Raw genomic sequence first — 25,145 nt, 5'->3', positions numbered from 1 at the left:
GCCGGGCTGGCCGGACGCCCTAGCCCTCCTTGAGCGCGCCGGCTACGATGGAGCGGCTGGCCAGGTAGGTCATCAGCAGGTAGCCGCCGTAGACCACCAGAACCAGGCTCGCGGCCATCATGATAGGGCCGAAGGTGGACGTGCCGATGGCGTCGAACAGCGAGTCGCTCAGCACGCTGACGGCACAGATCGAATGGCACATCGCCAGCCCCAGGGGCACCAGGAAGTACACGAGCACCTGGGTGAGGAGCGAGCGGTTGATCATGCGCTGGTCGCAGCCGAGCTTCCACAGCGTGCGGTAGCGCGGGCTGGAGTCAGAGGCTTGGGACAGCTGCTGGATGGCCAGGATGGCCGCCGTGGACACCAGGAACACGAAGCCGATGTAGAGCGCCAGGTAGGTGATCATGAGGCGCAGGCCGCCCGACTGGGCCACCATGGCATCGGCGGTGATGATGCGGGTCACCGGCCACAGCAGGCTGGCCCACGCATCCTGGGATCTGGCAGGTCCCTTCTCGAAGCCTCCCAGGTCGCGCGGCTGCAGGGCAGCCACGATGGCGCCGAGGGCCTCGTCGTTCTGGGCGGCGGTGAGCCCGTTGTCGGCGTACTGGATGTTGAGGGTCTGCGTCTCGGGGATGAGCCCCTCGGCCCACAGGTCGTCGATGACGGCGTCGGGCACGATGAGGGTCATGGCCACGGCGCTCATGGCGTTGTCCTCCAGCTGGGTGTCGTAGACCGGGCCCGTCACGGTGAGTGCGCGGCCTGCCGCCTCGATGGTGGGCGCGGCCTTCACCGTGGCCGCCGCCAGGGGAGCCACCATCTCGATGTTGCTGGCCAGGCCGCAGGTCCCCTCGGCCAGTTCCACGGGGGCCAGGCCCTGTAGCACGCGGGCGCCGTTGAAGTCGCTGAGCGATATGACGCTGACGCTTGCCTCGCGCACCTTGCCCAGGTCGTTGACGCGCAGGTCGGCGCCGCCCGCGCCCGCCTGGGCCGCGTCGACGAGGGGGCTGTAGGTCAGGTTGGGCAGCGCGAACATGGTGATCTGGGACGACGCCCCCACCGTGGCGTCCCACTGCTCGGGCGCGGCGTCGCGCAGGGCGGCGGCCATGTCCCAGCCGTAGGCCTCGGCCTGGGCCAGGCGCTCGGGCGCCCCGGCGGCCATCTCCTTGATGCGGTCGTGGGGATCGTCCGACGACGAGGCGACCGACCCGTCGGGGCCGTACCACACGGCCGACGTCAGCGACGCGCTGTAGGGATTCGCCCGCTCGGTGCCGCCGACGAACACGTCCACCATGCCCATGCCGCTGGAGAACACGGTGATGGAGAAGAACAGCAGCACGCACACGGCCCACAGCGAGAGGAACGCCGTGTTCACCTTGCTGGCCACCTGGCGCACGGTGAACGCGGTCAGCCCGCGCAGGTACACGCCGCGCAGCCGCGTGAGCACCGCGATGGCGAACCCGGCCAGCGACCAGAAGAACATGAGCGTGCCCACCAGCATGGCCACGGTGGCGTAGGCGAACCGGGGATCGTCGAGCATGACCAGCCCGCTCTCGATCAGCTGCTGGTAGGCGAAGGCCAGCACGGCGAGGGAGGCGACGAACACCAGCAGGCATACCCACGGGTTGCGCACGCCGCCGCGCTCGCTCTTCGCATCGGCGCGCAGCAGGTCGATGAGCTTGCAGCGGCTGACGGTGAGCGTGTTGAACAGGGCCACCACCACGTAGATGGCGGCGAAGCAGCCGAGCGTGGTCATGAAGGCGTCCGACGAGAACACGAACTGGTAGTTCGTCATGGTGGTGCCGAACAGCGCCGCGGTCAGAAACGACAGCCCCTGGGACAGCAGCACGCCGAAGACCAGGCCCGCGGCCAGGGAGATGAGGCCCACCAGCACCGTCTCGTATAGCACGATGCGCGAGACGTGCCCCGGCGTCATGCCCAGCACCAGGTAGGTGCCGAACTCCCGCTTGCGGCGGCGGATGAGGAACTGGTTGGCGTAGAGGATGAGGAAGCCCAGCACGCAGGCCACCACCACCGAGAACATGCCGAGCAGCTGCGTGGTCGTCTCGAACTGGGCGCCTGACGCCGTGTTCTCCAGGTCGAAGAGGATCTGCTGGCTGCCGATGGAGTTGAACGCGTAGAACACCGCCACGCCGAACAGCAGCGTGATGAAGTAGATGGCGTAGTCGCGGACGGACCGGCGGATGTTGCGCAGGGCGAGCTTAAGCGACATGGCCGGCCTCGCCTCCCAGGAACGACACGACCTCCATGATGCGGGCGAAGAACTCATCGCGGCTCGCGTCGCCCCGGCGCAGCTCGTTGAACACGACGCCGTCCTTGATGAACAGCACGCGGTTGGTGAACGAGGCGGCGAAGGCGTCGTGGGTGACCATCATGATGGTGGCGCCCAGCTGCCGGTTCATCATCTCCAGCATCTCCAGCATGACGGCGGCGCTGCGGGAGTCCAGCGCGCCGGTGGGCTCGTCGGCCAGGATGAGCTTGGGGTCGCTCACCATGGCGCGCGCCGCAGCCACGCGCTGCTTCTGGCCGCCGGACATCTGGTAGGGGTACTTCTTGAGCACCCCCTCCACCCCCAGCGTGCGGGCCATGTTCTCCACCAGCTCGGGGATGCGCGCGGGGCTCACGCGCTTGATGGTGAGGGCCAGGGCGATGTTCTCGTAGCCGTTGAGCGTGTCGAGCAGGTTTGAGTCCTGGAAGATGAAGCCCAGCTCATCGCGGCGGAACTTCGCCAGCTGGCGCTTGGACATGGTGGTGATGTCGGTGCCGCCCACCAGGATGCGCCCGCTCGTCACCGCGTCGATGGTGGAGATGCAGTTGAGCAGCGTGGTCTTGCCGGAGCCCGACGGCCCCATGATGCCTACGAACTCACCGGCCTCCACGTCGAAGCTGACGCCGGCCAGGGCATGGGTGACGGAGTCGCGGCTGCCGAAGACCTTCTCGATCTGGCGGACGCTCAGGGTGGGCTGCGGCGCGCGGGCGCCGTAGGGGACGGCGCCGCCGGAGGCGTACGTGGCGGCGGACGGGGTTGCGTAGACTTCGGTCATGGTTCCTCCTGCGTTTTCTCTACGAAGCTTACGGTATCCCATGATGGCGCGCGTCTGCCGTGCCTGCCATCGAAGCCGCTTACGCCTGCCTTACGAGTTTGTCAGGTTGCCGGCGCTCACCAGGTCAGCGCCAAGGGCCGACGGGGGGGGGTGTCACCGCCCGCCGTCGGTCGTGGGGGAAGGAGAGCAGCACGCGGGTGCCCACGCCTTCCTCGCTGGCCAGCCCCACGCCGAGTCCCATGCGCTCGCACATGAGCGCCACCAGGTACAACCCCATGCCCGTGGCGCTGCCCTGGCTGCGTCCGTTGGCGCCGGTGAACCCGCGGTCGAACACGCGCGGCACGTCGGCGGCGGGAATGCCGCATCCGTCGTCGCGCACCTCGAGCATCGTGCACTCGCGCGGGGTGCCCGCCTCCTCCACCCGGGTGGAAAACGTGATCGTCCGCGCGCCGTACTTGGCCGCGTTCACCACCACCTGCCCAAGGACGAACACGAGCCAGGGCTCGTCGGCCAGCACGCGCGTGTCCTCCGGCACGTCGATGACGGGAGCCACCGAGCGCTCGATGAGGAAGCGGGCGTTCTTCTTGCACGCCTCGCGCACGGCGCCGGCCAGGCGCACCTCGCGGATGGCGTAGTCGTTGGCCAGCGACGAGGAGCGCGCGTAGTAGAGCGCCTGCTCCACCTGGGCGTCGATGCGCTCCAGCTCGCGCGTGAGCTTGGCGCCCTGGGCATCGTGCATGCTCGCGAGCATGAGCTTGGCCGCGGCGATGGGCGTCTTGATCTCGTGGATCCACAGCTCCACGTATTCGCGGTAGTTCTGGGCGTCAACCTGGGCGGCGCTCACCTCGTTGTTGGAGAGGCGGGCCAGCGCCGCCCCCGCCTGGTAGGCGATGCGGCCCTCCAGGAAGTCCGGCTCGTCGATGAGCGCGGGGAAGTGGCTTGCGCTGCCGAGCTCGGTGACGAGGTCCGAGGCCTCCCGGTAGAACCGCGCGCGACGGCTGTAGTCCAGGGTCAAGGCGATGGCGGCGCACAGGGCCACGAAACCGGCGATGGTGAGCGCCCCGGGCAGGCTCACCCCCAGGGCCGGCAGCATGCAGATGACGCCTGCCACGCAGAAGGCCGTGATGCCGAGGGCGATCGCGTGGTCGCGCAGGTAGGCGCCGGGGCCGAAGTGCTCCGGGGCGTTGGGGCAGCCGGGCGCCTCCTCGTCGTCGCGCCAGCCCAGAAGGCTCATACCAGGTACCCCTGGCCGCGCCGCGTGGTCAGGAAGTCCTCGGGCACGCCGAGCGACCCGAGCGTCTTGCGCAGGCGGTTCACGTTGACGGTGAGGGTGTTGTCGTCGATGAACGCATCAGACTCCCACAGCTCGCACATGATCTCCTGCCGGCTGATGACGAGCCCCGGGTTGCGCATGAGGATGTGGAGTATCCGAAGCTCGTTGCGGGTGAGCTCGGTGGATCGTCCGCCGAAGGACACGGTGCCCGCCCCCACGTTCAGCAGCACGCCGGCGTGCTCGATGGTCAGCTCGTCGCGCCCGCTTGAGCTGCGGCGGATGGCCGACTGGATGCGCGCGATGAGCACGGCGGGGGAGTAGGGCTTGGTCACATAGTCGTCGGCGCCCAGGTTCATGCCCATGACCTCGTCGAACTCGCTTTCAGACGACGTGAGCATGATGATGGGCACGTCGCTTGCGGCGCGGATGTCACGGCAGATGCTGTGCCCGTCGGTGCCGGGGAGCTTGAGGTCGAGCACCACGCAGTCGGGCCGCGCGGCCAGGGCGTCGGCCGCAGCCGTGCCGAAGGTGGCGCAGCACGCCACCGAGAATCCCTGAAGCTCGAGCAGGTGCGCCAGCTCCGTGCGCAGCGCCTCGTCGTCCTCGATGATGTAGATGCGGCTCACCGATCCTCCTCCCGCGAAAGAACGCCTCCTATTCTACCGCTCCGCCTCTCCGCAGCGGGAAACCTTACGTGAAGGTAAGCGCCAGGACGGGGAGCGCGCTGAAGAAACCTTTAAGGTTAGTTGCGCGCTTGGCAAAGACCATTACTATGGTTCCCGAACTTTTTCCGAGGAAAGGACTTGGGGATGAGAGAGCTTCCCGCCAATCAGCTGGATCCGCGCATCAAGAACGTGTGGCGCATCAACGATGCCATCTGGATCGTCGTCGTGTTCCTGTGTTCGTCTGCGCCCTTTGCCCTCATGGCGCTGGCGGATCCGGAGCCCTGGATGTTCGCGGTGCTGGCGGGGGAGGGCATCGCGTTCGCGGCGCTGCTCATCCTGTTCGTGGTGGTGCTGCCGCCCATCCGCTACCTTCGCTGGCGCTACGAGCTGTCGCCTGAGTACCTGGACATCGCCCGGGGCATCGTCTGGCGCAAGCGCTTCATCATCCCGTTCATCCGCGTGCAGAACACCGACACCAAGCAGGGCCCGGTCATGCGCGCCTTCGGGCTGTCGAGCGTGACCGTCTCCACGGCTGCCGGCGCTCACGAGATCCCCGGCCTTGACGCCGCCGCGGCCGATGCGCTGCGCGACCGCGCCGCCGAGCTCGCCCGCCTGGCTCGGGAGGACGTGTGATGACCGACCCCCAGAACTCCTCCCGCCCCTTCCCGCGAAGCGCTTCCGCCTCGCAGCCCGCTGCCGGCGGCATACCTCCGGAGGCCGTCGCGCAGCCCGTCCCGCCGGCCGTCCCCGCCGCCTCCGGGCCGGTCGCGCAGCCGGCGGCGGGCGAGCGCCAGCACGTCCACCACAGCTACATCTGGCTCGGCAGCCTGCGCGCCGGCGCAGCTGCGCTGTTCGCCGTTGCCATCGCGGCGTTCTCCTCCATCGCGAGCGCCATCTCCAGCATCCAGCGCGCGATGGCCGGCATGGACGCCGGCTTCGGCCTGTTCGTTGCCATCGCCATCGTGGCGCTTCTCGTCATCGTGGCCCTGGGCATCCTCTTCGCTGTGCACGCCATCTCCTACAAGCACCTGTGGTACCAGCTGGGCTCCGAGGAGTTCAACCTGTTCAGCGGCGTGTTCTCGAAGAAGCGCGTGCACGTGCCCTATCAGCGCATCCAGTCGGTCGACCAGAAGGCGACGCTGCTCCAGCGCCTCTTCGGCGTGTGCACCGTGTCCATCGACACCGCGGGCGGTGCCAACAACAAGGCCGTCATCGTGCCCTACCTGGCCAAGCAGCAGGCGGAGACCCTGCGCACCCAGCTGTTCGCCCGCAAGCAGTGGCTGGCCGCCGGCAACGACCCGGCTGCCTTCCCCGTCGCCGTGGGCGCCGCGCCCGTGCAGCCCGCCGCGGCCCCCAGCCTCGCGGCGGTCGCCCCCACAGCTCCCGGGTCCTCGGCCGGCAACGTGCTCGACGTGGCCACCGGGGTGTGGGACGAGGTGGGCGGCGTGTTCGCCGGCGCGGCCGTGGACACCGGCCGCGTCTCCTACGAGTACGGCCTCACCAACAAGGAGCTGCTGCTGACGGGCTTCTCCAACAACACCGCCTTCGTGGTGGTCATCATCGCCATCCTCGGCGCCGTCGGCCAATTCGCCGACATCCTCTTCGACCTCATCCCCGGCTCGGGCGACGCGGCGGTCGACGCCGTGGTCTCGGCGGCCTCGGGGCCGGCGGCCGGCGGCTTGGCGGCGGTGCTCTTCGCCGCGTTCATCGGCGGCTCGCTCGTGCTGTGGCTGCTGTCGGCGCTTGCGTCGTGCCTGTCCTACGGCGGCTTCCGCGCCCGTCGCCGCGATGACCGCATCGAGGTGGAGCGCGGCCTGCTCCAGCACCAGTTCCAGGGCGTGGGCATCGACCGCGTGCAGTCCGTCATCGTCAAGCAGGGCTTCGTGCGGCGCCTGCTCGGCTGCTGCGAGGTGTCCCTCGGCAAGATCGACGCCGCGTCTGAGGGCGACGAGTCCAAGGGGACGGCCAGCCAGGGCGTCCTGGTCATCCACCCCTTCGTGAAGGCGAGCCGCGTGCCGGAGATCCTGGCTGGCCTCGTCCCGGAGTTCGCCGACCTGCCCACCGAGCCGCGCCGCGTGGCGCCGGTGGCCCTGCGCCGCGGGCTCATTCGCCGCTGCCTGTGGCAGGGCGAAGGCTTCTGGCTGGCCGTGGCGGTGCTCATCTGCCAGGTGGGGCTGCACCTGCTGGTCGCCGCGGAGCCGTCCGAGGCCTGGGCGCTGCCCTACCTGGACGGCGGCGCGCTCGTGGGCTACCTGTTCGCGCTCGTGCTGCTCGTCGTGGACGTGGTGGGCACCGTGCTGTGGTACCGCGAGTCCAGCTTCGCGGTGAACGACCGCTTCATGCAGGTGTCCAACGGCGGCATCTCGCGTGAGACGGTCAGCTTCCCGCGCCAGAAGATCCAGTTCGGCTACGCCAAGACCAATCCCTTCCAGCGCCTGGCCCACACCGCCACCCTCTCCGCCCGCACCGCCGCGGGCGTGGGCGGCACCACCATTCGCCTGATCGACGTGGGGGAGGAAGACGCTCGTGCGTGGCTCGCGTGGCTCAAGCCGAGGGGAAATGTGCTACAGTAGCTCCCATGAGCAAACGATCCTCATCAGACGAAGCGGGCGGCCGAAGTAGCCGCTCGTCCCGGGGCTACCTCGCGGTGGCTCCCTCGGCCGCCTCGGGAGCAGCCTCGGCCGCAGCTCCCTCGGCCGGCCGGCGCTCGCGGCGCAGCGCACGCGAGTACTCCCTGGGCGAGGAGATAGCCAACGCCGTCACCCACGGCATCGGCGCCTGCCTGGCCGTCGCCGCGCTCGTGGTGCTCATCGTGAAGTCGGTCGTGGACGGCGGCGGCGTGCTCCTGTTCTCCGCGCTGGTCTACGGCATCTCCCTCCTGCTCGAGTACCTCATGTCGACCCTCTATCACGCCCTTGCCCACGAGGGCGCCAAGCGCGTGTTCAAGGTGCTCGACCACAGCTGCATCTACCTGCTCATCGCCGGCTCCTATACGCCGTACTGCCTGGTCACCCTCGGTGCGTCCGGCGGCGTGTGGCTGGCGGCGTTCGTGTGGGCCACCGCCGTGGCCGGCGTTGCCTGCGAGGCATTCTGGACGTTCAGGCCGCGCTGGGTCTCGGCTGTGCTCTACGTGCTCTTGGGCTGGAGCGTCGCGTTCTTCATCCCGCAGCTCTGGGAGCTTCTGCCCGCGCCGGGCTTCTGGCTGCTGGCTGCGGGCGGCATCAGCTACACGGTGGGCGCCGTCTTCTACGTGCTGAAGAAGGTTCCCTACATGCACTCCGTCTTCCACGTGTTCGTGCTGGCGGGCAGCGTGCTGCAGTTCCTCTCCATCATTCTGTTTGTGATCTAGAGAAGGCGACCATGGACAAAGAACACTCATCCGAGAAGGCTCCCGAGAAGAAGGGCTTCTTCGATTTCTTCAGCGTGGGGCGCCATCAGCCCGTGTCCGAGGAGGAGATCAAGGACATGGTGGCCGGCGCCGGCGAGCTGCTTGATGACGAGAAGCGGATGATCCACGACATCCTCGACCTGCGCGACCTCACGGCACGCGAGATCATGAAGCCGCGGGTGGACATGATCCTGGTGGAGGACACCGAGACGGGGCGCGCCGCCCTCGAGCGCATGCGCGGCACCGGCTACTCGCGCCTGCCGGTGTACCACGACGACATGGACGCCATCGTGGGCATCGTGCACTACAAAGACCTCATCGGCCCGCTCATGGACGGCCGCGTGGACGATCCGGTGACCAAGTTCATGTACGAGCCCATGTTCGTGCCCGAGACGAAGGACGTCATCCCCCTGCTCTCCGAGATGCAGGAGCAGCGCCAGCAGATGGCGATCGTCGTGGACGAGTACGGGGGGACCGACGGCCTCATCACGGTGGAGGACATCGTGGAGGAGATCGTCGGCGAGATCATCGACGAGACCGACCGCGACCGCGAGCCGGTGACGCTGCTCAGCCCCGGCTGCTGGCGCGCCGATGGCGGCCTGCCCGTGGACGACGCCCTGGAGCTGGGCTGGCCGGTGGCCGAGTCCGACGACTACGAGACTATCGCCGGCTGGCTCATGGACACCCTCGACTTCGTTCCCAAGACCGGTGACGAGTTCGAGGTGGACGGGTTCTCCTTCAAGATAGAGAAGATGCGCCGCTCGCGCATCTCCACCATCCGCGTCACGCGCTTATAGCGAAAAAGTTGTGGAGACGCCCCCAGGGAGGCCGAAAAACGCATCGCTCTCACCTGCGGAACCTTAGCCGCTCACCTTTGTCAAGCGAACAAACCATGAATCGTTGCCATTAGGTTTTGGCACTAAGGGCCCTGCTACGGTAAAATACGGCTACTAACAAATGCATATCGAGCCATTCGGCAGCATACCCACACCCAACCTAACACGCTGTCACCGCCCCCGGGCGGTTGGTCGTGTGCGCTTCGTGAAAGGTTGGCCAGGCAGATGGTCGCAAGACGGAAGAGTGCGGGAAGGGGCTTCGTCGGCGTGTTCGCCGCGGTGGCCTGCGCCTCGCTGTTCGTCGCCGGCTGCTTCGGCTTCGGCATCGCATCCGCCGGCGGCGCCGGCGCGGACGCCGCCGGCTTCGGCCTGGGCGGTACGAGCGATGCGGTCATCCTGCAGGTGAACGACTCCCCGGCCGAGATCGCCGCGCCCGCCATCCAGGAGGAGCGGGCCATCGAGGCCACCGCCCAGCGCGACGTCTCCCAGGGCTACCAGGAGATCGCCGCCGAGGAGGAGGCTGCCCGCATCGCCGCCGAGCAGGAGCGCATCGCCAAGGAAAAGGCCTGTATCCAGCAGGTGGCAGATGCCAAGTCCGCCTACCTTGCCAAGTACGGCAGCCTGCCCGTCTCCAACGTCGACTTCAGCATCGGGCGCGAGGCCTTCGTCGCCGAGTGGACCGTTCGCATCAATGACTACCTCGAGGGCTTCCCCCTGGCCGGCCACGGCGAGACCTTTGCCATCGCGGCCTGGGAGAACGGCGTGGATCCGCGCTGGTCGCCCGCCATCTCCAACACCGAGAGCACCCGCGGGTCGGTGTGCTTCAGCCCGCACAACGCCTGGGGCTGGGGCCAGTCCGCCTGGCCCAACTGGGACACGGCCATCCGCGCCCACGTGAAGGGCCTGGCCGATGTCTACGGCTACACCATCAGCTACGCCAACGCCATGAAGTACTGCCCGCCGAACTACGACAACTGGTATCGCGACACCCTGAACGAGATGGCCAAGATCTAGGTGGCCGGCAGGACGGGATATATACTGAGGGGGCTCGGGTTATCCCGGGCTCTTTTTTCGTAGAAGGAGGTCAGATTGAGCAACGTCATCGTCATCGGATGCGGGCGCGTGGGATCGCAGCTGGCCAACATGCTGTCGGACAACGGCAGCAACGTGTGCGTGATCGATCGCTCGGCCGACGCCTTCGCCAACCTGGGACGCAACTTCAACGGCTCCACCATCCAGGGCGTGGGCTTCGACGAGGACGTGCTCGTGCGCGCCGGCGTGGAGGAGTGCGACGTTTTGGCTGCCGTCACGCAGTTCGACAACGCCAACCTCATGTGCGCCGAGGTGGCCAGCCGGCTCTATGACGTGCCCCATGTCATCGCCCGCCTCTACAATCCCGACCATGAGCGCGCCTACATGCAGCTGGGCATCGACTACGTCTGCGGCACGTCGCTGGTGGCCGAGGACGTGTTCAGCAAGATCGTCTCGGGCCACGGCGCCCACATCGAGACGCTCGGCGAGTTCGAGGTGCTGCGCTTCTCGCTCGACCTCTCCTGGCGCGAGAACCAGAAGACCATCCGCGTCTCTGAGATGGAGCGCGACCACGAGGTGCGCATCGTCGCCTTCGAGCGGGCTGACGGCTCGGCGTCGTCCATCCCCACGAGCGACTCCGTCCTCTACAACGGCGACACGGTGCTGGCCTGCGTTCACCACGACCTCATCGGCGCGTTCAGCAAGTATATCCAGGATTAGGGGACGATCATGTACATCGTTATCGCAGGGGGCGGAAAGATCGGGTCGTACCTGGCGGGCGTGCTGCTGGCCAGCGGCAACGAGGTGGCCGTCATCGAAGAGACTCTGGCTACGGCTGACCGCCTGTCGGTGCAGCTGGAGGGCCGCTACCTCGTCATCCACGGCGATGGCTGCGACTCGCGCTACCAGGAGGACGCGGGCATCCGCCAGGCTGACGTGTTCGTGGCCACCACCGGCCAGGACGACGACAACCTCGTGTCGTGCGAGATTGCCCAGCGCGTGTTCAACGTGCCGCGCTGCATCGCCCGCGTGAACAACCCCAAGAACCTGCGCATCTTCCGCGAGGTGGGCATCGAGTGCGTGTCGTCCACCACGCTCATCGCCAACCTCATCGAGGAGGAGGCCCTGCTCGGCTCGGTGAGCATCGTGTCGTCGCTGACGCATGGCAACGTGGCCCTGACCGAGGTGGTGGTGCCGCGCATGAGGCACCACTCCAACGAGGCTGGCATCGTCATCGACTCCATCCCCATGCCCGAGGGGTCGCTCATCGCCGCGGTCGCCACCAAGGACGACGTGGAGGTGGCGAGCGAGGGGCTCGTGCTCTATCCGGGCGACAAGGCCATCGTGGTGGCCGACAACGACGTCCTCGACGACGTGCGCGCCATGTTCCGCGCGCTCTGACGTGGTACGCTTTTCGCAGAGACTGGCAAGGGGTTCGCAAGAGAAGGGATGTGCCTCCGCATGATCAACCGCTACACCCGCCCGGAGATGGGCCGCATCTGGGAGCTTCAGAACAAGTTCGCCATCTGGAAGGAGATCGAGGTGCTGGCCTGCGAGGCGCAGGCCGAGCTGGGCCAGGCGGGCATCACGCGCGAGGAGGCGCAGTGGATCCGCGACCACGCCGACTTCACCGTGGAGGAGATCGACGAGATCGAGAAGGTGACGAACCACGACGTCATTGCCTTCACCACCTGCATGGCCGGCTACATCGACGCGGACGTGCCCGAGGGCCAGGAGAAGCCGAGCCGCTGGGTGCACTACGGCATGACGTCCTCTGATCTGGGTGACACGGCGTTGTCCTACCAGGTCACGCAGGCGTGCGACCTCATTATCGCGGACATCCGCGCGCTGGGCGAGACCTGCAAGCGCCGCGCCCTCGAGTTCAAGGACACGCTGTGCGTGGGACGCACCCACGGCATCCACGCCGAGCCCATGACCTTCGGCATGAAGTTCGGCAGCTGGGCCTGGGCCCTCAAGCGCGCTCTCACGCGCATGGAGCAGGCCCGCGCGGTGGCTGCCACCGGCGCCATCTCCGGCGCGGTGGGCACCTATTCGTCCATCGACCCCTACGTCGAGCAGTACGTGTGCGAGAAGATGGGCCTCACCCCCGACCCGCTGTCCACCCAGGTGCTGGCGCGTGACCGCCACGCCCAGGTCATGGCCGCGCTGGCGGTGACGGCCTCCACGCTTGAGTCCATCGCGCTGCAGGTGCGCCTGCTACAGCAGTCCGATGTCATCGAGGCCGAGGAGCCCTTCGCCAAGGGCCAGAAGGGCTCGAGCGCCATGCCGCACAAGCGCAACCCCATCACGGCTGAGCGCGTCTGCGGCCTGGCCCGCGTGGTGAAGGCCAACGCCCAGGTGGCCTTCGACGACGTGGCGCTGTGGTACGAGCGCGACATCTCCCACAGCGGCGCCGAGCGCGTGGCCCTGGCAGACAGCTTCACCGCGCTTGACTATATGTTCGGCAAGATGCAGTGGATGCTCGACGGCCTGCAGACCTACCCGGCCAAGATGGAGCACAACCTGTGGCGCACCAAGGGCCTCATCTTCAGCTCGAAGGTGCTGTTGGCGCTGGTGGACACGGGCATCACGCGCGAGGACGCCTATGTCATCGTGCAGCGCAACGCTATGAAGGTGTGGGAGGACATCCAGAACGCCGTGGACGGCCCCACCTACCGCGAGCGCTTGGAGGCCGACCCTGAGGCCGCCGAGCTCCTGCCCGCCGCCAAGCTCGACGAGATCTTCGACCCCTGGGGCTTCCTCACCCGCAAGGACGTCGTCTTCGAGAGGCTGGAGGGATTGGAGTTCTAGAGCGTCCCGCGCGCCAAGGGGGCCGGCCGTGTGCCGGCCCCCTTTTGCGTTTCGGCTGCGTATGGCGCGTGGGGCGCGGGTTGAGGCCGGATCCCGCGCGTGCCTCGGGCGCGGGCGTCGCAGGCGCGGGCGTCTCCTCCCGTCGTGGGGCGTTGCGCAGAAATGCGCCGCAAAGTGGCCAAAAAAGACGACCTGACGACAATGGAAGCGCTTCGCAGCCCCACGCAAGCGCGGCATGCGCCCAAAACCCCAGGTCGCGAATGGCGGTTACACCCTCCGGCCCCCGACTCATCTCCAAAGCACCCGAATTTTGTCGTCAGGTCGTCTTTTTTGGCCACTTTGGGGGTGTGTTTCTGCGCGGCAGGTGCCCGGATCGGGGGGGGTGGCGGGGGGGGTAGGGAGTGCGCGGCGCGGGGGGTGCGAGGGGGGCGCTCGCGTATCGTGGGACGGCTCTGCCCCGGTTGGGCCGGGGAGGAGGGCGCGGCATTCCCGCCGTCGGCGTTTCCCTGAGCCTGGATGCTTTCGCGGAAGGACCTGGCGGCGATGCGCCTGCGCCGGACTATCTGCCGCCGGGCTTTGGCTTTCAGGGGCTTCTCGAACCCTGGCGCCGATCCGAGGCTGACGAAGTGCCGGCCGCGCCTCTTGCGCGGCGTGGCATTTGTGGCCAAAAAGGGCGCGCTTTACGCCGGATTAGGGCTTGGCCGCGACTTCGCTTTTGAATAATCCCAGGTCAGGTGTGGGGGAGATCGTTCCCAGTTGCTTGCCGCGATGCGCTAGCTGCGTAAAGCATGGCAAGAATGGCCAGAAATCCTGTTTCGACTGCGCTATTCCCCCCAGTCGATGAGAGCGTATCCGTCGAGGTCTTGGCGGGTGTGGAGGATGCGCCAGACGGTGAGCGTCTCGGCGCTGTGGGTGTAGAAGATGCGATACTGGCCGACCAGGTGCCAGCGGTAGGCCTCGCCTTCGAGGGAGTCGTCGAGGAAGGACCGGCCGAGCGTGGGCATCTCGCAGAGGCGGTCGACCGCATCGAGTATGGCCGCGTAGGTGTCGCGCGCCGCCTGCGGGGAGCGCAACACCTCGCCGAGGTACACGACAAGGGACTCGAGGTCGAGCGCCGCGCGTGGACGAAAGGCGGGGGTGCGCATCAAACGCCCCACTGCGCGAAGACACGGGACATCGTGTCGTCGAGCTGGTTGCGGCTTACCGTGTCGGGATGATACCGCGCCTCTATCTCGGCCTCGCGCAGGCTCTGCACGTAGCGGTCGCGTTGCCGCTGGTTCTCATAGGCCTCGCAGTCGATGACCACGAGTGACGCTTTGCCGTTCTTTGTCATGAATATGGGCTCCTGACTCTCGCGAGCCATCGCGCACACATCGTTGAGGTCGGTTCGAAGATCGCTGATGGGCCGAATCTGAGGCAGCGGAAGAGTCATAGTTCCTCCTCTATAGACAAATAAGTTATAAATTTATTATATCAACCATTTCGAAATCTTTTTACATAGCGGGGACAAAAAGTCGAGAACGCTGAGCGGCGGATCAGGAGGAAGAGCGTGGCTGGAGCGTGAAGCTTGAGCGCCGTCTGGCGGTTGCGTCCCTTACTCCGCAGGGCTCCAAACGCGGACGAGGCAGTGGTGCTGGGGGTCGCCCTCGAGGGGGGTGTAGTCGATGTTGGAGAAGGTGACCACGCGGCTGCCGCTGCCGGTGGAGGCCAGGTAGTCGCCGTAATCGTCGGTGCCGTTCTTCACGTCCAACGTGAAGTAGCGTCGCGACTCCGGATCGATGCCGCACACGGCCTTCGTCGACTTCACCATGAACCACTTGCCGCACCAGGCGGGCGGAGCGGTGGGGGTGCGCGGAAAGCGGAACCAGGGCGCCGCGCCGTAGGCGGAGGCCCCCGCAGCGTCGAGCGTGCGCACTGGCGAGGAGTCGCCGTCGGCTTCGCTCTCGGCGGCCGGCGCCTCCACGGAGACGGCGCTGGCGGGCACGTAGGTGCCGAGGTTCTTGATGCCGTCGCCGTAGTTGTAGATGGCATCGAAGGCGAAGCTGAAGCCCGTGGGGCCGTAGGCGGCCTCAAGCGGGCGCATGGACGAGGGGAGCACCACGGCGTCGGTGACCTGGGCCGTCGCGGCATCGAGGCGCGTCAGCTGGTAGTAGGTGCCGCTGGTGGCGGCGCGCGGCGTGATGACCACGCCGCCTTCCACGGCGCAGGGCGGGGTGGTCATGCGCCCGTTGGACGAGTAGACCTTCTCTGTCTGAGTGCTGCCGAAGGGCGCGCGCTTCAGAAGCGACGCCTCGGTCTTCTTGGGTCCTTCCAGACGGGGGAGCACCTGCCACCAGGCGTAGTCGCCGGATGCGGCCAGGGTGGGCATCTCCCAGTCGGTGGTGCCCTCTTCAAGCAGCGCGGGCTGGCCGATGGAGGCGCCGTCGCTCGATGCGGAGTAGACGCGCCACAGCCCGTCGAGGATGTCGGCCTCGGCCCATACCACGCCGCGGGAGCAGGCGCGCACGTCGTACACCTCAAAGCCCTCGTCTTGGCCGACGGCCTGCTTGAGCACGGTGTTCACCGTGCCGGACGAGAGCGAGAGCAGTCCTACGGTGCAGAGCGGGCGGGCCTGGTCGGTGGGCATGAGGCAGGCGGCTACGTCATCGTCGTTGGCCCAGACCAGGCTGCCGTAGGGCAGCTCCTTGGTGGTGATCAGGCGCATGACGGTATCAGGATCTTCGATCTGCTCGCAGTCTTCGGAGGTGAACACGGCGCTCTCGGGCACCTTGAGGGTGGCGAGCCCGCCGCTGCCGGACGATGCGGCCCGGGAGGCCGCATAGCCTCCTGCGCCAACGGCCGCCAGGGCCGCCAGGCCGGCGGCGCCGTAGAGGAAGTGGCGGCGGGTGAGCAGCACCTCGCGCCCGCCGGGCAGCGCGACGCGAGGGCCCTCGGCCGCCCCGTCGGCGGGTACGCGGCGCTGGGGCTCCGAGGGCGCGGCGCGATGGGCCGCGCGCGAGCGCCCTGACCGGGCGGCGCTGGGGCCTTTGGCGACGCTTCTCTGTCTATGGCCGCCCCGGGGGGCGGCAGACGTGGCTCGGGGGCCGGCGCCGGCGGAGCGGCGAGAAGGCGAAGCCGACGAGCGCACGTGCTTGATCCTCTTCTGTGGCATGGGGCTATTGTGTCATTTCACGCACAGCTCAAAGGGCCCTTCCGGGCAATTGCTACAATAAACGCAAACACGACCCTATCGGGCAACTTTCGCCGCTCCGCGGTGTTCGCGGGCGGCTTCCTACGAGCGAACGCCAACCTGAGGAGCAACCATCATGAGCAACGAAACCCGCCGCATTCTCCTCGTCGAGGACGAGAAGGCCATCCGCGATGCGGTGACCGCCTACCTTGAGCGCGAGAACTACTGGGTGACCGCCGTGGGCGACGGCCAGGAGGCGCTGGAGGAATTCCAGAAGCACCACTTCGACCTGGTGATTCTCGACCTCATGCTGCCCCGCGTGCCGGGCGAGCGCGTCTGCCGCGTCATCCGCGACACGTCAGATGTGCCCATCATCATGCTCACCGCCAAGGGCGAGGTGGAGGACCGCATCATCGGCCTGGAGCTGGGCGCCGACGACTACCTGGTGAAGCCCTTCAGCCCCCGCGAGCTGGTGGCCCGCGCCCGCGCCCTGCTGCGCCGCGTGCACGCCGACTCCGAGCCCCAGCGCGAGGTGCTGGAGTTCGGCGAGCTGACCATCGACGTGTCCGGCCACAAGGTGCTCGTCTCCGGCGAGGAGATCGACCTGACGGCCAGCGAGTTCAAGCTGCTCACCACGCTGTCCCGCTATCCCGGCCGCGTGTACTCCCGTATGGAGCTGGTGGAGAAGGTGCTCGGCTACGACTTCGAGGGCTACGAGCGCACCATCGACTCCCACGTGAAGAACCTGCGCGCCAAGATCGGCGACAACCCGCGCAGCCCGAAGTGGCTGCACACCGTCCACGGCGTCGGCTACCGCTTCGAGGATCCCACCAAGAGCGCCTCGTAGGGCGGCCCTGTGGAAGACAAGAAGCGCCTCGCCTGGTCGAGCTTCTCCTACACTACGCGCGTCACCCTGGCCTTCGCCCTCATAGCGGCCATGACGGCCCTGGTGGCCATCGGCGTGGTGTCGTTCGTGTGGGAGCAGCACTTCCAGACCTACACCACCGACAACATGCGCAACACGGCCAACATCACGGCCCAGCGTATCGCGACCATCTACGAGCGCACGGGGGACTTGTGGAACCCCGACACCACCAAGCCCGCTGCCCAGGTGGTGGAGATGACCACCGGCGTGGGCGTGAAGGTGATCGACGCCGCCGGCGGCGCCCCGTTCGACTCGTCCATCGTCATCGACGAGGACGTCGACGGCTTCCAGCGCTCCTTCGAGCCTAACGACGCCTCCCAGGTGGCCATGGCCAACATCGTCGTGGATGGCGTGGCGGTGGGGTCGGTGCGCATCTGGGTGTATGGCTCCGACACGCTCATGCGCCAGCCCGACCAGGAGTTCCGCGACAACTCCTACCAGGCCATGGGCATCGCCGCCCTGGTGGCCATCGTGCTGGCGTCGTGCATCGGCTTCCTGTTCGCGCGCAACCTGGTGGCCCCCATCAACCGCATGACCTCCACGGCGCGCGCCATCAAGGAGGGCGACCTGTCCGCCCGCACCGAGCTGCACGGCGAAGACGAGATCGCCCGCCTGGGCGAGACGTTCGACGCCATGGCCGAGTCGGTGGAGAAGGATCGTATGCTCGAGCGGCGGCTCACCACCGACGTGGCCCATGAGCTGCGCACGCCCCTCATGGCCATCCAGGCCACGGTGGAGGCGATGGTCGACGGCGTCTACGAGGCCGACGAGGAGCGCCTGGTGACGGTGAATTCCGAGGTTCAGCGCCTGTCGCGCCTGGTGGACGCGCTGCTGCGCCTGTCGCGCCTGGAGAACCGCGCCAACCCCATGAAGGAGGAGATCGTCAACGTCGGCGAGCTCATCGAGGGCATCATCGCCACACATGAGATATTCGTCTCTGATTCCGGCCTGACGCTGCGCTACGAGGCCCAGCCCGACGTGTATGTCATGGGCGATCCGGACATGATTCGCCAGGCCACGGCCAACCTCATCTCCAATGCTGTGCGCTACACCCCCGAGGGCGGAACCATCGACGTGAGCGTGAGGCGCGGCGACATCATGGCGTCCATCGCGGTGAAGGACACGGGCATCGGCCTCTCGCGCGAAGAGGCGAAGATGGTGTTCTCGCGCTTCTGGCGCGCCGATGCCGGCCGCACCCGCGAGAGCGGCGGCCTGGGCGTGGGCCTGGCCGTGGTGAAGGAGATCGTGGATCGGCACGGCGGCTGGGTGCAGGTGGAGGGCGAGAAGGGCAAGGGGGCCTGCTTCACCATCCACATCCCGCTCTATGATGAGGAGCGCGCCCGCGCTCGCGAGAAGACCCAGGCCAAGGAGGCCGCCAAGCAGGCCCGCGCCGCCAAGCAGGGAAAGGCCAAGGCCCACAACAGCGGCAAGATCGGGTAGGATCGACCTCCCTGCCCCCGCGCCTTTCTGCTTCTTGAGGGCGGATGGGACGGTGGGGCGGGCTTTCCCCGTGTGCTCCTTGAGATTGTGCGATAATGGTTAGTCGCGCGTTCGAACGTGGGTTTTTCTACGAAGGGGAGGGTTCGCCATGACGGGAATCGACATCAAGCCCGATGCCCAGGGCAAGGTTCGCGATCTGTACGATTTGGGCGACAGGCTGCTGCTGGTTGCCACGGATCGCATCTCGGCGTTCGACTACATCCTGGAGGACGAGATCCCCTACAAGGGGCAGGTGCTCACGCAGCTCTCGTGCTTCTGGTTCGAGCTTCTCGGTGACGTGGTGGACAACCATCTCATCTCCGCCGATGTGGCCGATCTGCCCGAGGAGTTCCAGCCCTACGCCGACTACCTGCGCGGCCGCTTCATGCTGGTGAAGAAGGCGGACATGTTCCCCGTCGAGTGCATCGTTCGCGGCTACCTGGCCGGCAGCGGGCTGAAGGAATACCAGCGTGAGGGGACGGTCTGCGGCATCGAGCTGCCGGAGGGCCTGGTCAACTCGGCGAAGCTGCCCGAGCCCATCTTCACGCCCTCGACCAAGGCCGAGATCGGCGACCACGACGAGAACATCAGCTTCGAGCGCTGCGCCGAGCTCATCGGCGAGGCCGACGCGGCCGCTCTGCGCGACCTGGCCGTGCGCGTCTACCAGACCGCGGCCGACCACGCGGCCGAGCGCGGCGTCATCATCGCCGACACCAAGTTCGAGTTCGGCGTGGTGGACGGCGCGATCATCCTTGCCGACGAGGTGCTCACGCCCGACTCCTCGCGCTTCTGGCCCGGTGGCACCTACGAGGAGGGCGCCGACCAGCCCAGCTTCGACAAGCAGTTCGTCCGCGACTGGCTCACCGCCAACTGGGACAAGACCGGCAACCCGCCGCGCCTGCCCCAGGAGATCATCGACGCTACGTCCGAGAAGTACATCCAGGCCTATGAGATCATCACGGGCCGCACCTTCGAGCGATAGACCCCAAGGAGAATCATGTCTCAGCGAAACCCGATGAACGAGCGCTATCAGTCCGAGGATCACCAGGGCAAGACGCGCAAGAGCGCCGCGTCGGCCAAGCCCAAGAGCAAGGCGGCGGCCTCGGTGGTGGTGCAGACGTCCTCCAAGACGCCGCAGCAGAAGAAGGCCGATGCCAAGGCCGCGCGCCGCAAGGCCCAGGATGAGCAGCGTGCGCTCGACCGCAAGTACTACAACCCCGATACGAAGGAGTACAAGCGCCTCCGCCGTCTGTGGTGGGGCCTGCTGGGGGGTGCCGTGGTGTGCACGGCCGGCTCGTTCTTCCTGCGCGAGTCGCTGGGCGACGCGGTGTCCATGGGCATTATCGTGGCTGCGTATGCCCTGATCATCGCCGCGTTCTATGTCGACTTCTCGAAGATTCGCAAGGAGCGCCGTGCGTATCAGGATCGCATGGTCGCCTTGGAGGCGAAGCAGAAGAAGGAGGAGCGAGCTGCCGCTCGCGCCGCAGCCCAGGCGTCGTCGAAGAAGGGGTCGGGCAAGAACGCGAGCCGCAACCCCAAGACGCAGAAGGCAGCTGCCGAGGCCAACGCCGCCGAGCAGGCGGCCGAGGAGCAGCCGAAGGACGAGAAGCCTGCGCGCCGCGGCCTGTTCGGCAGCGGGTTCCGCCTCTCGAATCGCGAGAAGGCGAAGGAGGAGAAGGCCGCTGCGAAGGCCGCTGCGAAGGCTGCGAAGGCTGCCGAGACCGCCGAGACGCCCAAGGCTGACGCCAAGTAGTGGCTCACCGCCGCTTTTTCGGCGTGGGATGGCACTGATCCCGAGTTTGGTACGGTAAAAAGGGTCCCGACTTCCATTTTGGAGGTCGGGACCCTTCCTTTTCCTGGGCAAATGCAATGCCGTGCGCCCAATCTCGGCTGTCTTACCGTACCAAACTCGGGATCAGTGCCATTTTGGCGGCAAAACGTGGCAGTGGCGGACGCGCGTGGCCCCGCCACCTGGCGATAGCGGATCGCAGGAGCGCTACTCGTCTTTCTCGACGATGACGAACTCGCTCTCCTCCTCCGCCCCGTTGGCGACGAGCATCTGCTCGAACATGGAGGCCGTTTGCGAGAAGTCGCTTGGCAGCACCACGGTGGTCTGGCGGCCGTTGCGGGCGAACTCGCTCATCATGTCCGTCCACTGGGTGAAGATGAACAGCTGGTTGGCCTCGGTGGCCGACACGCCCGAGCTCTTGATGACCGCAAGCGACTCGGAGATGCCGTCGGCGATGGCCTTGCGCTGGGCGGCGATGCCGCGGCCGGCCTGCTCCATGGCCTCAGCGCGGGCGCGGGCCTCGGTGACCACCTTGATGCGCTCGGCCTCGGCGAGCGACTGGGCCGCTTCTTTCTCACGCTGGGCGGAGTTGATGCGGTTCATGGACTGCTCCACGTCGGAGGGCAGGTCGATGCTCGTGATGAGCGTGGACACCACATCGTAGCCGTAGTCCACCATCAGGTCGGACACGGTGCGGTTCACGTCGGAGGCGATGGCGTCCTTCTTGTCGAACACCTCGTCGAGCGTGTACTGCGGCACCGAGGAGCGCAGTGCGTCGATCAGGTACGAGCGCATCTGGGACACGGGGTTGGCCAGCATGTAGTAGCTGCGGTAGATGCCGGACTGCTGCGGCGTGGCGCCGGGCGCCGTGCTCACGCGGTACTGCGCGGCGATGGCCATGGTTACCGTCACGTTGTCGCGCGTCTTGGCGTCGATGGCGAACTCCTCCTGGCGGGTGCGCAGGTCGACGCGCGCGGCGATGACCTCGATGAGCGGGATCTTGATGCGCAGGCCCGCGCCGGTGACGCGGTTGAACTTGCCCAGGCGCTCGATGATGACCGCCTTCTGCTGGGGCACGATGAACAGGCTCATCCAGCCGAGCAGCACGAGCAGGACGATGATTGCGATCAGGGTGATCATGGGAGCCTCCGATTCTTAGGGGACGCTCCTGATTGTACACGATCGATGGCGTTGCCCACGGCCTCCCCGATCATCTCGCCCACCACCTCGCCGACGGCTTGGGCGGTGATGGCGGCGCCCTGAACGGCTTGCCCGGCGTTGGCGGCTGCCTGGGCGGCTGACACCTCCACGAAGCTGCGCACGGCGTCGAAGACGAGCGCGCGGTCGGCGCCGTCCACCCGCAGCGCGGCGTTGGTCAGCAGGCTGAGCGCGTGCGGGCCGCCGGCTAGGAAGTCCAGAGCGTCCTCGGCGCCCGAGACGTCGATGGCGCGGAAGAGGGCCTCCACCACCTGCTCGCGCTCGGCGTCGTCGTAGCGGTCGAGCCATACCCGCAAGGTGGCGGCCGTGTCCTTTGTGGCGTCGGGCAGGTCGTCCAGGTAGCGGAAGTCGTGCGCCTCCGGGTCAACCTCCCAGGTGAACACCGAGTGCTGGGCGATTCCCTTGGCGCTGCTGGGTGCTACCCGCAGCGGCGCCAGGGAGTCCAGCAAGATGCCCACGAGCGCGCCCTCGGGGATCACCTTGTGCATCCGCCCGACCACGGGCGCGTAGTCCTCGGCTGCGAACAGGCCGTCCTTGAAGCCGGGGCCATCGAGGATGAACACCTTCTCCAGGCGGTCCTGGACGGCGGGGCTGGCCTTGAGCGCGGCATACTCCGCCAGGTTCCCGCCCTTGGAGTGGCCGCCGATAAACAGGCGGCGCGGCAGGTGCGGGGCCACTGTCTCCAGGTAGCGCGCCGCGTGCTCCTGGGCTGGCACCGGGGCGGAGAACGTCATGTTGAAGTCCTCCTTCCAACCGGTGCGCGAGGTGTCGGTGCCGCGAAAGCCGATGAAGGCGAAGTCGTTTTTGTAGACGAGGGTGACGGCCGCGAACTGCGTCTCGCGCTCGGTGTCGAGCAGGCTCAGGTAGTCGCGCGCCGTCATGTCGCGGAAGCGCGGACTGGCGGCCAGCGAGAAGAGGCACTGCTTGATGCGGTCGGGGTCAAGCCCGGTGAACATGGTGGGGAAGTCCTCGGCGCGCAGCAGCTCGCGAAAACGAGCCGGCTTACGCCGCGGGCCCAGCGCGTTGCGCACGACGGTGCGCACGTCGGCGAACCCAGCGCGCTCGCGCAGCGCGGGGATGACCCCCTTGCTGCGGATCATGGCGAACTGCGTGAGTACGGCGGCGTCGAGCACGTTGAAAGGCTCGCGCTCGAAGGGGGCGAACTCGGTATCCAGGTAGTCGAGGAGGTAGGGCATGGCGTCCTCGCATTCGCGAAAGTCTGACTGATTCTCTCAGCTTCCAGTGTAGGCCCGTGAGCCCGCTCTCGTACCGGCGTCCCGCGGTGGTTGGCAGGGCGTAACGTGATCTGCGCGAAGGGGCGGCGAACCCGAGGCCGCGCGACGCAAGGGCTCTCCCCGGCGGCGGGGCGGAGACCAGCTGCGGCCAGGCGGGACGACCGAGGAATCTTGCGCCGCATGACGAAGGGGGCCCGCCGCAGTACGCGGCGGGCCCCCTTCGCGGTCGCGACATGACCTCGCGTGCGTTACTCCGCGAAGAGCTCCTTCTCGACGACCAGCTCGTTTTTGATGTGGCCGACGAGCTTCTGGAGGGCGTCGATGCAGTTGGGGCGGATGTCGGCGCCGATGAGCACGTACATGAGCGAGTCGCCCACCTCGCAGCGGCCCTCGTTGAGCCAGGTGCGCACGTAGTAGACGCCCGGCCAGGTGAGCGCCTCGGCCTCAGCCGCAGCCAGGCCCTCGGCGTCGTAGGAGAACTCAACGGCCACCACCTCGCCCAGGCCCTCGACGCCTTCACGCACCTGCTTCTTGGGCGTGACGCGCACGACGCCGTTGTGGGTGAGGAACATGCCGCACTGGGCCGCCGCCGGATCGGCCTTGGCCTCGGCAAGCCACTGGTCGACGGAGGGTTCGGTCTTCGCCATGGTGCCACCTTTCGCTTAAAGCTTACTTGTTCGGTAGACTTTATCTGCCGGGGAGAATATACCACATCCGAGGATAAGGGCGCGTGCCGCTTGGTTCGCTCTCGCGTGATTTAACGGGGTGGACATGGGAAACCGCCAGGTCGGCTGGTAAGATAGCGAGAATTCACGAGAACCGACGGCGTGGCGCGTCGACGGCCGGCCTGGCGCTGAGGCGCGCAGGCGGTCGTGACGGGCGCGCGCGATGAAGAAAGGACGCGGCATGTCACTTCCTGCATCCGACCTGACCAAGCAGCCCGATCAGCGCATCACCATGGAGCTGGGCGCGGTGCTGCCCGCCACCGCCGAGGTGCGCGACGACCACCTGTTCATCGGCGGCGTGGACATGGTGGAGCTGGCCCGCGAGCAGGGCACGGCCCTCTACGTCTTCGACGAGGCCGACCTGGTGGCGCGCATGGAGGCGTACCGCGAGGCCTTCCGCGCCCGCTACGAGAACTCCGACATCATCTACGCTTCCAAGGCGTTCCTCAACAAGGAGGTGCTGCGCCTGGCCCAGCGCGAGGGGCTGTGCCTGGATGTGTCGGGCGGCGGCGAGCTGGCCTGCGCCCAGAGCGTCGGGTTCCCGATGGAGCGCGTGTTCGTCCACGGCAACAACAAGACCCCGCAGGAGCTGGAGGAGGCCATCTCCGCCGGCGTGGGGCGCATCATCCTCGACAGCCGCATCGAGCTGGCTCGCGTGTCCGAGATAGCGGGACGCCTGGGCAAGACGCAGGACATATATATGCGCATCACCCCTGGCGTGGAGGCCGACACCCACGAGTACATCCGCACCGGCTGCGAGGACTCGAAGTTCGGCTTCACCATGCTGGAGGACTTCGCCTATAAGTGCGTGGCCGACGTGCTGGCGGCGCCCAACGTGCGCCTGGCGGGCCTGCATTGCCACATCGGGTCGCAGATCTTCGCGCTGCACTCCTTCCGCGAGGCGGCCCAGGTGATGGTGGAGTTCATGGCGCGCATCCGCGAGGGCTACGGCTACCTCATCGAGGAGCTCGACCTGGGCGGCGGCTTGGGCATCGCCTACACGGCCGAGGACAGGCCGTCCTCCATCGACGACTTCGCCGAGGTCACCTGCGCGGCGGTGCGCGAGTTCTGCGCCGATCACGACCTGCCCCTGCCGCGCCTGCTGGTGGAGCCGGGCCGCAGCCTGGTGGCCAACGCCGGCGTCACGCTGTACACGGTGGGCATCTTGAAGACGCTGCCCGGCATCCGCAAGTACGTGGCCGTGGACGGCGGCATGTCCGACAACATCCGCACGGCGCTCTACCATGCGGACTACGAGCCGGTCATCGCCAACAAGGCGGGCCAGCCGCGCACCGAGATTGTCACCCTGTGCGGCAAGCACTGCGAGAGCGGGGACGCGGTGGTCATCGACATGCCGCTGCAGCACCCGGACCTGGGGGATGTGGTGTGCGTGTTCGGCACGGGCGCCTATAACATGACCATGGCCAGCAACTACAACGGGCAGCCCCGCCCGGCTGTGGTCTTCGTGCGCGACGGGCAGGCCCGCGTGGTCACCCGGCGTGAGACGTATAATGACCTGTACGCGAGAGACCTCTAGG

At 67.3% G+C, this 25,145-nt stretch carries 23 protein-coding genes; 13 read left to right on the top strand and 10 right to left on the bottom strand.

Going from position 1 to position 25,145, the window contains the following annotated elements:
- Positions 1 to 19 precede the first annotated feature (19 nt).
- From AC6I0Y_RS10885 to AC6I0Y_RS10870, 4 genes are all read right to left on the bottom strand, one after another.
- Complete coding sequence (locus tag AC6I0Y_RS10885; RefSeq protein ID WP_497731868.1) at positions 20 to 2,230, bottom strand: ABC transporter permease; 2,211 nt, start codon at positions 2,228 to 2,230, stop codon at positions 20 to 22.
- Positions 2,220 to 3,062 (bottom strand): ABC transporter ATP-binding protein, encoded by an 843-nt coding sequence (locus AC6I0Y_RS10880; RefSeq protein ID WP_160709904.1) that lies wholly within the window; start codon positions 3,060 to 3,062, stop codon positions 2,220 to 2,222. The genes AC6I0Y_RS10885 and AC6I0Y_RS10880 overlap by 11 nt, the downstream gene beginning before the upstream one ends.
- Positions 3,063 to 3,186: 124 nt before the next feature.
- Positions 3,187 to 4,296, bottom strand: coding sequence for a sensor histidine kinase (locus AC6I0Y_RS10875; protein WP_497731865.1), 1,110 nt, complete (start codon positions 4,294 to 4,296; stop codon positions 3,187 to 3,189).
- Positions 4,293 to 4,961, bottom strand: coding sequence for a response regulator transcription factor (locus tag AC6I0Y_RS10870; RefSeq protein WP_160709906.1), 669 nt, complete (start codon positions 4,959 to 4,961; stop codon positions 4,293 to 4,295). Before AC6I0Y_RS10870 ends, AC6I0Y_RS10875 begins: the two co-directional genes overlap by 4 nt.
- A 183-nt stretch (positions 4,962 to 5,144) precedes the next feature.
- Here AC6I0Y_RS10870 and AC6I0Y_RS10865 point away from each other — a divergent pair, with 183 nt between their 5' ends.
- The 8 genes from AC6I0Y_RS10865 (at position 5,145) to purB (ending at position 13,067) form a co-directional block, all read left to right on the top strand.
- Positions 5,145 to 5,633, top strand: coding sequence for a PH domain-containing protein (locus AC6I0Y_RS10865; protein WP_160709907.1), 489 nt, complete (start codon positions 5,145 to 5,147; stop codon positions 5,631 to 5,633).
- Positions 5,633 to 7,573 carry a PH domain-containing protein gene (locus tag AC6I0Y_RS10860; protein WP_497731862.1) on the top strand — a complete coding sequence of 647 codons (1,941 nt, stop codon included), beginning with the start codon at positions 5,633 to 5,635 and terminating at the stop codon, positions 7,571 to 7,573. Before AC6I0Y_RS10865 ends, AC6I0Y_RS10860 begins: the two co-directional genes overlap by 1 nt.
- Before the next feature lie 5 nt (positions 7,574 to 7,578).
- Positions 7,579 to 8,349: a PAQR family membrane homeostasis protein TrhA gene (trhA, locus tag AC6I0Y_RS10855; RefSeq protein ID WP_497731860.1), complete on the top strand. Its 771-nt coding sequence runs from the start codon at positions 7,579 to 7,581 to the stop codon at positions 8,347 to 8,349.
- Positions 8,350 to 8,360: 11 nt separating this feature from the next.
- Positions 8,361 to 9,185: a hemolysin family protein gene (locus tag AC6I0Y_RS10850; protein ID WP_160709910.1), complete on the top strand. Its 825-nt coding sequence runs from the start codon at positions 8,361 to 8,363 to the stop codon at positions 9,183 to 9,185.
- A 264-nt stretch (positions 9,186 to 9,449) separates the two neighbouring features.
- Positions 9,450 to 10,238, top strand: a complete 789-nt coding sequence (locus tag AC6I0Y_RS10845) for a CMP-2-keto-3-deoxyoctulosonic acid synthetase (protein WP_497731857.1) — start codon at positions 9,450 to 9,452, stop codon at positions 10,236 to 10,238.
- Between the two features lie 75 nt (positions 10,239 to 10,313).
- Positions 10,314 to 10,976 carry a potassium channel family protein gene (locus tag AC6I0Y_RS10840; protein ID WP_497731854.1) on the top strand — a complete coding sequence of 221 codons (663 nt, stop codon included), beginning with the start codon at positions 10,314 to 10,316 and terminating at the stop codon, positions 10,974 to 10,976.
- A gap of 9 nt (positions 10,977 to 10,985) precedes the next feature.
- Entirely contained in the window at positions 10,986 to 11,657 is a 672-nt protein-coding gene (locus tag AC6I0Y_RS10835; RefSeq protein WP_160709913.1) for a potassium channel family protein, read from the top strand.
- 60 nt (positions 11,658 to 11,717) lie between these two features.
- Complete coding sequence (gene purB, locus AC6I0Y_RS10830; RefSeq protein WP_160709914.1) at positions 11,718 to 13,067, top strand: adenylosuccinate lyase; 1,350 nt, start codon at positions 11,718 to 11,720, stop codon at positions 13,065 to 13,067.
- Positions 13,068 to 13,891: 824 nt separating this feature from the next.
- Here the strand turns inward: purB and AC6I0Y_RS10825 are convergent.
- The 3 genes from AC6I0Y_RS10825 to AC6I0Y_RS10815 form a co-directional block, all read right to left on the bottom strand.
- Entirely contained in the window at positions 13,892 to 14,212 is a 321-nt protein-coding gene (locus tag AC6I0Y_RS10825) for a type II toxin-antitoxin system RelE/ParE family toxin (protein ID WP_160708071.1), read from the bottom strand.
- Complete coding sequence (locus tag AC6I0Y_RS10820) at positions 14,212 to 14,499, bottom strand: type II toxin-antitoxin system Phd/YefM family antitoxin (protein WP_160708073.1); 288 nt, start codon at positions 14,497 to 14,499, stop codon at positions 14,212 to 14,214. Before AC6I0Y_RS10820 ends, AC6I0Y_RS10825 begins: the two co-directional genes overlap by 1 nt.
- 162 nt (positions 14,500 to 14,661) lie before the next feature.
- Entirely contained in the window at positions 14,662 to 15,963 is a 1,302-nt protein-coding gene (locus AC6I0Y_RS10815) for a twin-arginine translocation signal domain-containing protein (RefSeq protein ID WP_497731848.1), read from the bottom strand.
- A gap of 409 nt (positions 15,964 to 16,372) precedes the next feature.
- Here AC6I0Y_RS10815 and AC6I0Y_RS10810 point away from each other — a divergent pair, with 409 nt between their 5' ends.
- The 4 genes from AC6I0Y_RS10810 to AC6I0Y_RS10795 all read left to right on the top strand — a co-directional run bounded on the left by AC6I0Y_RS10810 (position 16,373) and on the right by AC6I0Y_RS10795 (position 20,393).
- Positions 16,373 to 17,083: a response regulator gene (locus AC6I0Y_RS10810; RefSeq protein ID WP_160708077.1), complete on the top strand. Its 711-nt coding sequence runs from the start codon at positions 16,373 to 16,375 to the stop codon at positions 17,081 to 17,083.
- 9 nt (positions 17,084 to 17,092) lie between these two features.
- Positions 17,093 to 18,601 carry a sensor histidine kinase gene (locus AC6I0Y_RS10805; RefSeq protein ID WP_497731845.1) on the top strand — a complete coding sequence of 503 codons (1,509 nt, stop codon included), beginning with the start codon at positions 17,093 to 17,095 and terminating at the stop codon, positions 18,599 to 18,601.
- Between the two features lie 148 nt (positions 18,602 to 18,749).
- The gene (locus AC6I0Y_RS10800) at positions 18,750 to 19,622 is read left to right on the top strand and encodes a phosphoribosylaminoimidazolesuccinocarboxamide synthase (protein ID WP_497731843.1); all 873 of its coding nucleotides are present in this window, start codon (positions 18,750 to 18,752) and stop codon (positions 19,620 to 19,622) included.
- Positions 19,623 to 19,637: 15 nt separating this feature from the next.
- Entirely contained in the window at positions 19,638 to 20,393 is a 756-nt protein-coding gene (locus AC6I0Y_RS10795; RefSeq protein WP_497731840.1) for a hypothetical protein, read from the top strand.
- A 243-nt stretch (positions 20,394 to 20,636) separates the two neighbouring features.
- On the opposite strand, the gene AC6I0Y_RS10790 is transcribed toward AC6I0Y_RS10795, so the two are convergent.
- From AC6I0Y_RS10790 to AC6I0Y_RS10780, 3 genes are all read right to left on the bottom strand, one after another.
- The gene (locus tag AC6I0Y_RS10790; protein ID WP_497731837.1) at positions 20,637 to 21,569 is read right to left on the bottom strand and encodes an SPFH domain-containing protein; all 933 of its coding nucleotides are present in this window, start codon (positions 21,567 to 21,569) and stop codon (positions 20,637 to 20,639) included.
- Positions 21,566 to 22,843 carry an Mbeg1-like protein gene (locus AC6I0Y_RS10785; protein WP_497731834.1) on the bottom strand — a complete coding sequence of 426 codons (1,278 nt, stop codon included), beginning with the start codon at positions 22,841 to 22,843 and terminating at the stop codon, positions 21,566 to 21,568. Before AC6I0Y_RS10785 ends, AC6I0Y_RS10790 begins: the two co-directional genes overlap by 4 nt.
- Before the next feature lie 287 nt (positions 22,844 to 23,130).
- A complete protein-coding gene (locus AC6I0Y_RS10780; protein ID WP_497731831.1) occupies positions 23,131 to 23,529 on the bottom strand; it encodes a molybdenum cofactor biosynthesis protein MoaE in 399 nt (132 codons plus the stop codon).
- 259 nt (positions 23,530 to 23,788) lie between these two features.
- On the opposite strand from AC6I0Y_RS10780, the gene lysA reads away from it, so the two are divergent.
- Positions 23,789 to 25,144, top strand: coding sequence for a diaminopimelate decarboxylase (lysA, locus tag AC6I0Y_RS10775; RefSeq protein ID WP_497731828.1), 1,356 nt, complete (start codon positions 23,789 to 23,791; stop codon positions 25,142 to 25,144).
- Position 25,145: the final 1 nt, after the last annotated feature.

Source organism: Adlercreutzia sp. St.1H8, from assembly GCF_059728655.1.
Note: the sequence above shows the minus strand (reverse complement) of the source record. Positions and strands in the feature narration are given on the sequence as shown.